General features: G+C 51.5%; 11 protein-coding genes. 4 read left to right on the top strand and 7 right to left on the bottom strand.

Going from position 1 to position 13,220, the window contains the following annotated elements:
• Positions 1 to 120: 120 nt before the first annotated feature.
• Positions 121 to 651, bottom strand: a complete 531-nt coding sequence (gene ppa, locus J4377_RS09620; RefSeq protein WP_009724723.1) for an inorganic diphosphatase — start codon at positions 649 to 651, stop codon at positions 121 to 123.
• Positions 652 to 908: 257 nt separating this feature from the next.
• Between ppa and J4377_RS09615 the strand changes: the two genes are divergently transcribed.
• Positions 909 to 2,624 carry a bifunctional protein-serine/threonine kinase/phosphatase gene (locus tag J4377_RS09615; RefSeq protein ID WP_038484747.1) on the top strand — a complete coding sequence of 572 codons (1,716 nt, stop codon included), beginning with the start codon at positions 909 to 911 and terminating at the stop codon, positions 2,622 to 2,624.
• Between the two features lie 91 nt (positions 2,625 to 2,715).
• On the opposite strand, the gene J4377_RS09610 is transcribed toward J4377_RS09615, so the two are convergent.
• Together J4377_RS09610 and rnt are read right to left on the bottom strand one after the other, a co-directional pair.
• Positions 2,716 to 3,975, bottom strand: coding sequence for a 6-phosphofructokinase (locus tag J4377_RS09610; protein ID WP_038484744.1), 1,260 nt, complete (start codon positions 3,973 to 3,975; stop codon positions 2,716 to 2,718).
• 199 nt (positions 3,976 to 4,174) lie between these two features.
• Positions 4,175 to 4,843: a ribonuclease T gene (gene rnt, locus J4377_RS09605; RefSeq protein ID WP_038484741.1), complete on the bottom strand. Its 669-nt coding sequence runs from the start codon at positions 4,841 to 4,843 to the stop codon at positions 4,175 to 4,177.
• A gap of 209 nt (positions 4,844 to 5,052) precedes the next feature.
• Between rnt and J4377_RS09600 the strand changes: the two genes are divergently transcribed.
• The 3 genes from J4377_RS09600 to J4377_RS09590 are packed head-to-tail and all read left to right on the top strand — an operon-like array spanning position 5,053 to position 7,811.
• Entirely contained in the window at positions 5,053 to 6,273 is a 1,221-nt protein-coding gene (locus J4377_RS09600; RefSeq protein WP_038484737.1) for an argininosuccinate synthase, read from the top strand.
• A 53-nt stretch (positions 6,274 to 6,326) separates the two neighbouring features.
• Positions 6,327 to 6,653 carry an HlyU family transcriptional regulator gene (locus J4377_RS09595; protein ID WP_253485362.1) on the top strand — a complete coding sequence of 109 codons (327 nt, stop codon included), beginning with the start codon at positions 6,327 to 6,329 and terminating at the stop codon, positions 6,651 to 6,653.
• Between the two features lie 30 nt (positions 6,654 to 6,683).
• Positions 6,684 to 7,811, top strand: a complete 1,128-nt coding sequence (locus J4377_RS09590; RefSeq protein WP_253485360.1) for a DUF294 nucleotidyltransferase-like domain-containing protein — start codon at positions 6,684 to 6,686, stop codon at positions 7,809 to 7,811.
• Between the two features lie 3 nt (positions 7,812 to 7,814).
• Here the strand turns inward: J4377_RS09590 and J4377_RS09585 are convergent, their stop codons facing one another.
• Genes J4377_RS09585 through J4377_RS09570 form a run of 4 tightly spaced genes read right to left on the bottom strand, consistent with a single transcriptional unit; the run spans position 7,815 to position 13,217 of the window.
• Entirely contained in the window at positions 7,815 to 10,583 is a 2,769-nt protein-coding gene (locus J4377_RS09585; RefSeq protein WP_253488087.1) for a sensor histidine kinase, read from the bottom strand.
• A gap of 2 nt (positions 10,584 to 10,585) precedes the next feature.
• Positions 10,586 to 10,789, bottom strand: a complete 204-nt coding sequence (locus tag J4377_RS09580; protein ID WP_253488085.1) for a hypothetical protein — start codon at positions 10,787 to 10,789, stop codon at positions 10,586 to 10,588.
• Positions 10,786 to 12,846 (bottom strand): 3'-5' exonuclease, encoded by a 2,061-nt coding sequence (locus J4377_RS09575; protein ID WP_120386900.1) that lies wholly within the window; start codon positions 12,844 to 12,846, stop codon positions 10,786 to 10,788. Before J4377_RS09575 ends, J4377_RS09580 begins: the two co-directional genes overlap by 4 nt.
• On the bottom strand, positions 12,843 to 13,217 hold the full coding sequence (locus J4377_RS09570; protein WP_038484719.1) for a response regulator transcription factor: 375 nt from the start codon (positions 13,215 to 13,217) through the stop codon (positions 12,843 to 12,845). Before J4377_RS09570 ends, J4377_RS09575 begins: the two co-directional genes overlap by 4 nt.
• Positions 13,218 to 13,220 lie beyond the last annotated feature (3 nt).

The raw sequence follows: 13,220 nt of genomic DNA, 5'->3' as shown, positions 1-13,220 counted from the left end.
CATGCTCCGTTAATGTTGAATCTCAGGCCTCGGAATTAAACGACAGATAATAGAAAAGGCTGCCACATGGGCAGCCTTTAAGAGGAAGTGCGGTCTGGCGTTATTGCTCAACCCGATAGATTAAGCTTTTTGGTAAGCCGCGACTGATTTTTCAATCGCTTTGCGTGCCGCTTCAACACCTTCCCAAGACTCTACTTTCACCCACTTACCTTTTTCGAGGTCTTTATAGTTCTCGAAAAAGTGAGCGATTTGCTGACGTAGCAGTTCAGGAAGATCAGTCACTTCTTGAACATCATCATACAGAGTGCTCAGTTTGGGATGCGGGACGCATACCAATTTTGCATCTTCGCCTGCTTCGTCGGTCATATTCAAAATGCCAACAGGGCGAGCGCGAATAATGCTGCCCGGAGCCACTGGGTGGGGGGTAACTACCAAAGCATCCAGCGGGTCGCCATCATCGGCCAGGGTGTGGGGGATAAAGCCGTAGTTAGCCGGATAGAACATGGGGGTTGCCATGAAGCGGTCAACCAGAAGGGCACCCATATCTTTATCGATTTCATACTTAATCGGCGCGTGATTAGCGGGAATTTCGATCGCCACGTAAATATCGTTGGGCAGATCCTTTCCAGCGGGGATGTTATCGAAGTTCATCGTTTATTCCTTGGCTTGGCTTATTTAGTGCGAAGGCTAAGCAGTTGATGCATTGCATTAATGGCGGAGAATTATACGAAGTTGGCTAGTGGATTACCAATGCGACATAGGTGTGTGCCGCTAACAATGGCGATGAATCCAAAAATAAGCGTCGTTTTTCGCCATCACGACGTTTGGCGGGCATCGCTTCCCTTGATCAGCGTGTATCATAACCACTGTGTGGTTCCCATGAAGAGCCTAAAGCCTAGGAGGATGAGTTGGCGCACGCCCAGTTACTAATTAGTTATGGCCAAGCCTTTGTGGCCCCTGATAGGCGTCTACACCGTAGCTCCATGTCGGTGCGGTTGCCTGATGCGCAGCTGTTGAAAGTAAAAGGGGGTTGCGCAGTTATTAGTGACTCGATTTCTCGTAACACCTTGGCTAAACAGGCAGGTGATTTAAGTGTTCGCGGTTTTTTGGCTGACTATTACTCTACGCCTGACCACTGGGACACGAAAACGTCGGCCACCCGGGTACTTCGTGCTCTTAATGGTTGGTGCTACAGCCAAAGCAAGCATGTTAAAGAAGGAAGTTTCGTATCTTCGCTATCCGCGATGGTATTTCGTGAGCGTGAAGCGCACCTATTTCATATGGGGGATACGTTAGTTTTTCGATTGCGAGGCGCTGAGTTCGAGCAGCTAACCCGCGACCATGTGACCGATATTGGCGGCTATCGTTACCCCTCACGTGCTTTGGGGATGGATGGAAGCGTCGATATCGACTATACCCATTTACCGCTTAAACAGGGCGACTTTTTTGTTTTTACTACTCAGGGCGTCCGTGGCACCTTAATGCCATCTGATTACGTTCGTCTGATCCGCCAAAATGCCAGTGATCTAGACGCAGCCTGTGAGTGCCTCGCGAGCGAAGCAAAGCAGCGTGCCCAAGATAGGGGGTATGGAGGTGATCAATTTTGCTTCCAACTGCTGCGTATTGATGAGCTACCGGAAGAGTCTGAAGATCACCCAGGGCTTATTTATGGTGACCTGCCTATTCCCCCTGAGCTGACGCCAGGAGAGCGGTTTGATGGGCTTGAGGTGCTGTCGGTGCTGTCACGTAATGCGCAATCAAGAGTTTATCGCGTCCGTGATGTGCATTCAGAGCGTGAAATGGTGATGAAAGCACCCAGCCCAGAACTCTCTTTGCGTAACGCTTATCTGGAACATTTTTTACTGCAGCAATGGGTGGTAGAGCGTGTAAATTCGCCCTTTGTCGTCAAAGTAATGCAGTCGTCACGACCACGCCGTTACCTTTATTACTTAATGCAGCACGTTGAAGGTGAAACGCTCCGCCAGTGGGCAGAAAGGCACCCACAAGCGAGTTTGGTGCAGCGTCTGGATATCGCCAATCAACTGGGTAAAGCGGTTCAAGCGTTGCATCATCGCGATATCATTCATCAGCAAATTACCCCTGATAATGTGCTGATCGACCCACACGGCAAACTCGTGTTGGCAGATTTCAGTGCCTGCCATATGCGCGAGGTGGATGGCCATCGCCACTCGGGCGAGCTACTTCGCCAAATTGGTTTTAATGAACACACGGCCCCTGAGTACGCACTGGGTGATAGCGTAGGTCGGCGCAGTGACCAGTATTCATTGGCATCAACGGTCTATTGGTTGCTGACAGGGGCATTGCCTTATACGTTGACGCCTAATCGACTGCGTAGCCATACCGATCTTGAAGAACTCAGCTACCGTAGTGCCCGAACAACCAATCCAGAAATATCGACTGAGCTTGATGACGCGTTGCGTCGTGCTCTAGATCCTCAGCGTGCACTACGTTTTAGACGGCTCTCCGAATTTCTGCATGCCTTAAGAGTCCCGTTAGGGCGCGTGCCCAGCCGGGAGGAGCCTCGCCAAGAGTCACGGCGTTTTTGGCAGGGGGTGGCGGGTATTCTGCTGCTCTTATTGGTGCTTTCTTGGTTATTGCGCTAAAAGCTTAACGTTGCTCACTTAATAAACGCTAACCATAAAAAACGGGGCGATGAATGATTTCATCGCCCCGTTTTTACAACACGCTAACTATTTACAGCGTGAATTTAGGCAGTTTCTGTTCCACTTTTGCGAGCTTTAGCTTAGCTACTTTAGGCAGGCCGTTTTCAAACGGAGGGAAATCCTCGCCCTGAATGAGCGGAGAGAGATACGCTCGGCAAGCGGGTGTAATCGCAAAGCCGTTTTCGCTAATGAAATCCCGTGGCATGAATTTTTCTTGGTTAGCCACTTGTGACAGCGGCGCCGAGATGACATCCCACTGATAGGGTTCCTGGGAAATACGGCGAATGGCAGGCATCATGGCATTTTTACCTGCAAGTGCTAATGTTACCGCCTCGCGGCCCACTGCGTAGGCTTGTTCAACGTCGGTTTTAGAGGCCAAGTGACGCGCCGCGCGCTGTAAATAATCAGCAACTGCCCAGTGGTATTTGTAACCAAGGTCTTGCTTCACCATCCCTGCAAGTGTCGGCGCTACGCCGCCTAATTGGCGGTGCCCAAAGGCATCCGTATTGCCGGCATCGGCAAGGAAAGTGCCATCTTCATAGCGTGCGCCTTCAGAAACAACGATGACGCAATAACCGTACTTCTGAACGCACTCTTCAACGCGCGCCATGACCGCTTTACGGTCAAACGATACTTCAGGAAAGATAATCAGGTGAGGCGGCTCGCCTTCGCCTTCACCCGCTAAACCACCTGCAGCTGCAATCCAGCCAGCATGACGGCCCATCACTTCAAGGACGAATACTTTAGTGGATGTGGCGCACATAGACGCAATATCCAATGAGGCTTCAAGCGTAGAGGTGGCGATATATTTGGCAACGCTACCAAACCCGGGGCTGTTGTCGGTAATAGGCAGATCGTTATCAACAGTTTTCGGTACATGAATCGCAGTTAGCGGGTAGCCGAGTTTTTCAGACAGTTGGGACACTTTGAGGCAGGTGTCTGCGCTGTCACCGCCGCCATTGTAGAAGAAGTAGCGAATATCGTGGGCTTTGAAGACTTCGATTAAGCGTTCATATTGAGCACGGTGAGTGTCAATGTCTTTCAGCTTATAGCGGCAGGAACCAAATGCACCGCCAGGCGTGTGGCGCAAGGCAGCAATCGATTCATCGCTCTCTTGAGTCACATCGATGAGGTCTTCCGTTAAGGCACCGATAATGCCGTTATGACCGGCATATACCTTGCCAATCTGGTCGGGCGCTTGTCTGCAAGCTTCGATAACGCCACAGGCGCTGGCATTGATGACGGCGGTAACGCCACCGGACTGGGCGTAAAAGGCATTATGCTGGGCCATGGAAACGTCTCATCTCCTGAAAACGGATGGTTAAAACAGTAGTCAAGCAAAGGACAATAATTATCCTTTGCCTGTGTTAATCGTTGTGCGTTTAGACGCGTGTAATGCTAGAGCACGCTTCTATATAAAATTGTGCAAACGCGGGGTTTGCAGCGGCGAAGTTTAGCGCAAAGCCTCAGTGGGTGCATCTTGGGGCTCATTACTCGCTGTCATCCAGTTCTTGTTCCTGCTGAGCCAGCCGCCATCCGCCTAAGTCTTTATAGCGGTTGACCATCGCACAAAAGAGCTCTGCTGTGCGTTCGGTATCGTAGCGGGCCGAGTGGGCGGACTTGTTATCAAACTCGATACCTGCCGCGCGGCACGCACGAGCAAGCACTGTTTGGCCGTATACAAAGCCTGCCAGGGTTGCTGTGTCAAAGCTGGAAAAAGGGTGAAACGGATTCCGTTTTACGCTGCAGCGGTTCGCCGCCGCATTTAGGAAGCCATGATCAAAGGCAGCATTATGACCAACCAGTATTGCCCGTGAGCACCCATGTGCCTTGATTGATTTGCGGATGGGGCGAAAAATTTCACCTAGCGCTTCAGATTCGCTTAGCGCCACTTGGCGACGCAGTGGGTCATCTAGATTAATGCCTGTGAAATCAAGCGCAGATTGCTCAACGTTCGCGCCTTCAAACGGATGAATGTGATACGCGTAAGTGGCGTCGGGTAATAAATTACCGTCAGGGTCCATGGTAAGCGTCACGGCAGCAATTTCGAGTACTGCGTCACTTTGGGCGTTAAACCCACCCGTTTCTAAATCAATGACAACCGGCAGATAACTGCGAAAACGTTGGGCCATCAATTCGCGGGCAAATGCCTCGCTCATGCAGCTCTCCTTAGTAAAGCGAGTAAGTAGTTAAAATAAGCGGTTAAAGCAACCCCTTTGTTGGCTATGATTCTAGCAGCTTTACCCCTTAGGCGTCGTTGACGGTATTCGCTGAGCATTGAGAGCGCTATACTCGTAGTTTATGTTATTGCACTGCGCTCAGCGCGGTGTCGTTGGGTGAACTACTTTTCATGAACAAGGAGCAAAGAATGTCCGATGTCAAAAAGGTTGTGCTGGCGTATTCAGGCGGCCTGGACACATCCGTTATCGTTAAGTGGTTGCAAGAGACCTACAACTGCGAGGTAGTGACCTTTACAGCCGACATCGGTCAAGGTGAAGAAGTCGAGCCCGCACGCGCTAAGGCTCAAGCACTAGGTGTTAAAGAGATCTATATCGAAGATCTTCGCGAGGAATTTGTTCGCGATTATGTATTCCCAATGTTCCGAGCGAACACCATCTATGAAGGCGAGTATCTCCTCGGCACTTCTATTGCTCGTCCGTTGATTGCTAAGCGCTTAATTGAAATTGCTAATGAGACGGGCGCTGATGCCATTTCTCACGGTGCAACGGGTAAAGGTAACGATCAGGTTCGTTTTGAACTGGGTGGCTACGCACTCAAACCTGGCGTGAAGGTTATTGCGCCCTGGCGCGAGTGGGATCTCACTTCGCGTGAGAAGTTGATGGCTTACTGCGAAGAGCACAATATTCCCGTTGATTTTTCTAATAAAAAGAAAAAATCACCGTACTCCATGGATGCCAACCTGCTGCACATTTCTTATGAAGGCGGCATTTTGGAAGACCCATGGGCCGAAGCAGAAGAGGACATGTGGCGTTGGAGTGTTTCTCCTGAAGCCGCGCCTGAGCAGCCGACTTATGTAGAGCTGACGTTTGAGAATGGCGATATCGTCGCTATTGATGGTGAAGCGCTTAAGCCTCATGAAGTGCTTGAAAAGCTTAACAAACTAGGTGGCGATAATGGTATTGGCCGCCTGGATATCGTTGAAAACCGTTATGTTGGTATGAAGTCCCGTGGTTGCTACGAAACACCGGGGGGCACGATCATGCTCCGTGCTCACCGTGCCATCGAGTCGCTGACGCTTGACCGTGAAGAAGCGCACTTGAAAGATCAACTAATGCCTAAATACGCTGAAGTGATCTACAACGGTTATTGGTGGAGCCCAGAGCGTCGTATGCTACAAGCGGCGATCGACGAAACACAGAAAAACGTCGCGGGCGTTGTTCGCATGAAGCTCTATAAAGGCAATGCAACGGTTGTAGGGCGTAAGTCCGAGCAGTCGTTGTTTGATGAGTCGATTGCAACGTTTGAAGATGATGCGGGCGCGTACGATCAAAAAGACGCAGAAGGCTTTATTAAGCTGAATGCATTGCGTCTACGGATTGCTGCCGGTAAAGGTCGTCAACAGAGCTAAGCATGCTAAGCGGCCAGACGCAGTCTGGCCGCTTTTATTGCGAAGGAGTCCGAATGTTTAAAAAACTATTTTCTGGCCTGTTGGGTGGCGCGGGGGCTGGCGCCTCGGAAGGAGGCACCAAAGCGGCCGAGCCAGTTGAATATAAAGAGTATTTAATTGTGTCTCAGCCTGATAACCAAAGTGGACAATTTCGGGTTAGCGGTTGGATCCGTAAGTTGGATGGCGAGGGCGTTACTCACGAGCACCGCTTTGAACGCTCTGACATGCTGCCAGGTCGTGATGCTTGCGATGCGATGATGGTCGCTAAAGCGCAGCGCTTTATTGATGAAGTGGGTGAGGAGATGTTTACGGCTGATCCTCGTAATGCTAGTGAAACCTAGCAAGCTTTTCGTTTAGTTGAGGAGCGGAGTATGCACATGGTGTACCGTGCTTCCCCTTGGCGCTCCTTGGTATGTCATCATGGCTCATTGGATATCTCGGCGCTAAGTGCTCCACTTCGCGATTTTTACGCGCATACCTCTCTTTTTAATCCATCCTTATCTGACGCCTATGCCGCACAGCTCTCTTTTGTTGAGACATTGCTGCGTTATGACTTGCCTGCTTGGCGTATTAGCGAACTCATTAGCGACCACATCGCTTGGCTTTATCGCCAATCGATAGCAGCAGCGCTAGATGAAATGCAGGCACAAGGGTGGGGTAAGCCGCCGGTGGATTACTGCGTTGTTACGCTCGGCTCGGCGGCACGCTTTGAAAGCTTGCTTGGGCCTGACCAGGACAATGCGCTGATTATTGACGACTATCCTGACGCTCGACACGTTGAAATTGATGGCTACTTTCAGGCGCTAGGCGAACGTTTTACACAACGCTTAGATGAAGCGGGCATTCCGCTTTGCCGTGGCCATGTCATGGCGCGTTGGCCAATGTGGCGCAAGCGCTTGAGCGAATGGCAGCAGCAATTTGCAATTTGGAGTGCGGATCGTCAGGTTAAGCGGGTGCAGCAAACCAATATATGGCTCGATTTTTATCCTGTGGCAGGGAATCCTGAGCTCGCACAAACGTTAGGCCAACGGGTGCGTTCAACTCTCTCAAGCGCGCCTTTGTTCATGGATGAAATGGCGGCGTTGTTAGATGAGTTGCCGGTGGCGCTTGACCGGTTTGGTCGCATTGCTTCACATCCTGGGCTAGCTGCTCCCTATGACCAAGCAATCGATCTTAAGCGACAAGGATTGATGCCTCTAATAAGCGCTGCCCGATTACTCTGTGTGCGATACCAGCGAAGTGAGATAGGAACACGTGAACGGCTAACGGCACTTGCCCATTTCACACGTGCGTTGACGAAGGAGCAATCGGACTTACTGATAGCCGCTTTTAACCGTATGCAGCACTTGCTGCTAGAGCAGCAGCGCCACAATAAGTATCACGGGCAGACAGCTGACGGCTGGGTGGACCTGCGACGTCTTCGTGATGATCAGCGGTTACTGCTGAAATTTGATTTACAGCAAATCAAAGCGTGTGTTAACCAAGTAAAGCGCTTATAACGGCTATTCCCCTGTAAGCTGCGAAGAGTTACTTAGAGTTGACTCCTTAGGGGCTGCTGGCAGCTCTAGGGTTAAGCATGCGCCACCTAGCGTTTTAGCGTCTTCCACCCAAAGCCTTCCACCAAGGTGAGCAATAATGCCTCGACTGATAGGTAAGCCAAGGCCGCTACCTTTGGGGCGCCCGCGTGGTGTCTCACCGCTTTGCTGTATTTGATGAAATTTCTCAAATACGCGCTCACGCTCGTCAGCGCTGATACCTGGGCCGTTATCTTCAACGCTTAAACGAAAATGATTACGGTGCCGATAAAGTGCCAGCCGCACTTGAGGCTGCTGGCGGTCAGCAAATTTACTGGCGTTATCGAGCAGGTTAATAATGACTTGCTCCAAGCGGTCTTGGTCACCGACTACCATGGCGGGGTCAGCCGCTAAACTGATATCGAGGGTAATACCTCGATCTTCATGTAAGCGGGCAACTGCATCGATGCTCTGCCTCGCTAGGACTGCTAGGTCGAGGGTGACAGGATGAAGCGTCAAGCGACCGCTCTCTAAGCGCGCAAGGTCAAGAATTTCCTCGATTAAACGCGAAAGACGCTGGCTCTCATGGACAATAACGCCCAGAAAATGTTGGCGTTTTTCATCGGGTAATTGATCACTATCGCGTAATATTTCGGCAAACGCGCGTATCGAGGTTAGCGGGGTTCGAAGCTCATGACTTACCATGGCGACAAACTCGTCCTTCAAGCGGTCAAGCTCGCGCAGCTGTTCATTGGCACTGCGTAGCTCGTCACTTACAGCGACTAATTCTTGTGATTTTTGCTCTAGCCGACGGTTGTACTCCAGGGTTTGTGACGTGGTGTCTAAAATACTCAAAATTGACTCAAGATCCAGTGCTTCTCCGCGTACCACTGAATTGATTAGTACGCGCGCTGATGCACTGCCAAGTGAACCTGCTAGCGCCTGCTCTGAACGGGTAATTAGATCGGCCGTTGCCGGTTCGTCTGAGCGGTAGTCGCTTTTATTAATGCTTTGGTTAAACACCCGATGGGTGACTTGGTTGCCAAGGTAGCGAATAAGTAATTCTTTTAAGGCGCCTTGAGTCGTCTGTCCTCTCCATAAAGAGGTCGTTTGCAAGTTAGGGTGTAAGGCGCCAGTGAAAAGGGCGGCTTGGGTTTGCTCAAGTGGCGTAGGGCGGCTAAAAAGTGACACGCCAATCAGTAAGCCAACATTTGCCAGCATACTCCACAGCAGTGCGTGGGAATAAATATCCCAATCTTCCAGGCCAAATAAGCGGTAAGGCATCAGCCAAGAAATGCCCCATGGCCCCTGAGTTAGAAACGTTGCATCTAACCAACCGGATTGGGCAAAACCTGGCAGCAGTAACGTATAGCACCAGACTAAAAAGCCTGCGATTAAGCCAGCGGTGGCTCCTTGGCGAGTCGCGCCGCGCCAGTAGAGGCCAATTAACAGGGCTGGGGCAAATTGTGCCACCCCCGCAAAGGAGACAAGCCCGATAGTGACAAGGCTGTAGGAGTCACCAATCAGCGCGTGATATAGATAGCCAAGCAGCAGTATCAAAACGATGGCAATTCGGCGAATGCCCAACAGCCAACCTGCCAACTCGCCGGACGTGCTCAGGTGAAGGCGTTGTGTTCTTAGCAGTAAGGGCATAATGAGCTGGTTACTCACCATGGTAGAAAGTGCAATCGTTTCAACAATCACCATGCCAGTAGCTGCTGAAAGACCGCCTATAAATACGAGTAAGGGTAATCCTTCAAGCCCTGCAGAAAGGGGTAGTGTCAGCACAAAACTATCGGAATCGCCCGCGCCAGCTCCTAACAGAAGACCAGCAAAGGCGATAGGAATAACAAACAGGTTGATTAGCAACATATAAAGCGGAAATAACCAGCTCGCCCTGGCTAAATGCTGTTCATCGACGTTTTCGACAACCAGCACCTGGAACTGACGAGGCAGGGTTAAAAAAGCCAGAAAAGCAAGTATTAGCATTCCGGCCCAGCCAGTGGCACCGCCTGGTACGCTTTCCAACCCCATTTTTTCCGCTATTTCTGGCATTGTGGCGACGCTGGCGAATAGCGCACTGGGGCCTTCATACAACACAAACACCACAAAAATACCGACGGCCATAAACGCAATTAGCTTCACCAGTGATTCCAAGGCAATAGCAGCAACCATTCCCTCATGTCGTTCACTGGCATCGAGATGGCGGGTGCCGAAAAGTATAATAAATACCGCAAGCACTAAGGCGACCCAAAGCGATTTGTCCAGCCAGAAACGCTCATCAACCAGGGTGGCATCCGCTGTATTGGGGTAGTTCACAAGTACTGCATGGCTAACGGTGATCGCTTTTAACTGCAGTGCAATGTAGGGCGTTATACAAATAAGGGCCATTAATGCAACGAGTGCGCCTAAGCTGGTGCTTTTGCCATAACGAGCACTAATGAAATCAGCAATAGAAGTGATGCGCTGGCGGGATGCGATGCGTACCATTTTGCGAATGACGACAGGGGCGAGAAGCATCGCTAGGGTTGGACCAAGATAGATAAGCAGGAAGCTGGGGCCATGGTCTGCTGCGCGTCCCACGCTGCCATAGAACGTCCATGCGGTGCAGTAGACGGCAATCGATAGGGCATATACCGTGGGCGAGCCAATTAATGATCGGCCCTGCTCGGCACGTCGGTCGCCCCACGCGGCGACGACAAACAGCAGCGCCAAATAGCCAAATGCCGTTCCTAGAATCACTGCATCTGTACGCATGATCAGCGTCCCGAACGTTGTTCCATTAACCAGGCGGTGAGGCCAATTACCGCGCCCCAAGCAATAAAGAGATAAAGCGGTAACCAGCTCATGCTCAAAGAGCTGAGCCGGTCAACCATGATAATCAGTGGGGGACTGAAGAGCAGTGTTGCTAGGGCGAATAAGGCTATTAAACGCTCGATTTGCCGTGAGCCTGGATGTTTCATGAGGCACTGGCATCCTGGCGATCAAACGCGTTGGCCTGCAGCGCCAACAGCTGCTCTAACGTATCCACGCCACGTGCTTCAAGCCGGGGTAACAACGCTAGCCATAACTCAGCGGTTACACGGGCGTCACCAAGCGCCGTGTGGCGAGTGCCTGGTGGGAACGTAAGATCGTATCGTTGTGCCAAGGTATCTAAATCATGCCCATCTAACGCTTCGTCTAATGCTCTTGAGATTAATAAGGTATCGATGACAGGCATATCAAAGACAACCCCTTTGTTAGTAATGGCGAGCATATCAAACGCGGCATTATGCGCTAATAAAACCGCTTCACCGACGTAATCTCGAAAGCGCGTTAGGACAATATCAAGGGGCGGCGCGCCGGCCACATCAGCATCTGTTAATCCGTGTATCGCTGTACTGGTAGGGGGGATTGGACGTTTCGGATCGACTTTTTGATCAAAGACCTCGCTGGCCAACAGCCGCGCATTGACCACCCGACAAGCCCCTAGGCTAATCACCGTATCCCCTCGGCGAAGCTCAAGGCCGGTGGTCTCAGTATCAAATGCAACCACCTCTAAACTGCGTAACGTGCGGTTAGCCAATTCTTCATCGGGTGGCGGCAGGTCAGCAATGCCGAAATCATGGAACTCTGGTCGCGGAGGTGCGGTTTCTCGAGGCGCCCCGACGCGCTCCATGGCTGGTAGCGGCAGGCGCAGGCGCGCATGAATAGCATCATCGTCAGCAAGGCTCCAAATATCGCTCGCATGCTGGCGCAGTACGTCTGACACCAGCGGATTAAGCGGCAGCGATGGCAGAGGCTGGCGACGCCATTTCGCTAGCTCATGCTCTGGTAAGGGGCTGCCTTGCCAAATTAAGTCCAAATAAACCCGCTTGTTGCCAAGGCATATCTCACCTTCAAAATGGCTAACCGGCAGGTGAGAATTAAGATGCTTGACTAAGGAATCAAACAGAACAATCAGTGCCGGTGCGTCGCCTTTAAACCAGGCAGGCATGCCGACGGGGGTGATGAGCCGATGCGCTGGATCTAAGCGTTCATCCAGGGCTTGCCAGAAGTCATTCGACCACATGGGGGTTAAGCGCTCGCCTTGATGTTGCAAATCATCCAATAACTGTCCGATTTGACCAACATTATCACCTAGGGTGGCGCCTTCCTCTTGGATTACCTGCTCGAACCGCTGGCGTAACATAGGGTTCTCAGTGCCGTTATGGCGCAGTTGTATCAGTGCATCCGCTGCACTGGTCAGGCTTGCCGTATGTTGGCGTAGGAGGGGTAGCTTGGTGGCGAGTTCTGCTCTAACACCCATTTCATTTGACCAGGACGCGGTTGCATCGCTAAACGTTAGTAGTGTTTCTCCATCACTGCCAGGAACTCGACGTAGCACGACCTTTAACCAGCGGTTATCACAGGGGGCAAGCAGTTCGCGGGGCGAACCATCCGCGGGAAGTTGGCTAAGAGCTTGTTGTAGGCTGGCAACGGGTAGTAGCGCTTCTAAGCGTTTACCCAAGCCCAACGCCGTATTATCGACAAAGAAATCTTCCGCGGCCTGGTTGAATAGCATCAAACGGCGGTGGTGGTCACATAGTAATAAGGGGGTTTCGAGTACTTGCAGCAGCGTTTCTAATTCGCGGCGTATTTTTGCGGCGCTACGTGCGCCATCGGCATGAGCCGTAGCTAATTGATTGCGGTCAATGCGCCAACTCTCGCGCACTCTTCGTAGGTCAGGGCCAAGCCCTTTCAGCCAGCCTTCTGGCGGGTGTTCATCACGAGCATCTGGGTTTGCCACTAATCTGGCTAGCTGAACCTGTAAATGGCGTAGAGGGGTGAACAGCATACGTTCTAATAGCAGGCCAACTAAAAATATCGTTGTGCCGCCGGAAAAACTGCCCAACCAGAGCGCTACACGGGTAGGGCCAGTAGGCGAAAGCTGAGCATCCAGCCACGCAGCAAAAATAGCGCCCCCCAGCAAGCTGATACCGCTTAGCAGCAGCCATAGGCCAATGAGTCGCTGACGTTTAGGGAGCCCGTCACGGGTCATTGTGGGTTACCATTGAGCAGTGATTTAACTTTTTCAATTAGCGACTGGGTCGAAAACGGTTTGGTGATGTAGTCATCAGCCCCTAGCGCTAAGCCTTTCTCACGTTCGATATCTCGCCCATGGGCGGTCAGCATAATGACCGGCAGTTGGGCCGTCGCTTCTGAACGGCGAAGATGCTCTAGTACATCAAAACCGCTGATTCCGGGCAGGCTGATATCAAGCAGCAGCAGGTCGGGGGCGGAATCGTTGATACGTTCGAGTGCGGCTTCTCCGTCGTAGGCGGTGACAACTTGAAAGCCTGCCTGCTCCATTAAAAATTCCAGAGACAGTACAATATTGGGCTCGTCGTCGACCACGAGTACTTTGGCCATGAT

This window comes from Halomonas sp. XH26 (assembly GCF_024138895.1).
GTDB lineage: Bacteria > Pseudomonadota > Gammaproteobacteria > Pseudomonadales > Halomonadaceae > Vreelandella > Vreelandella alkaliphila.
This window is presented reverse-complemented; position numbering and strand designations above follow the sequence as displayed.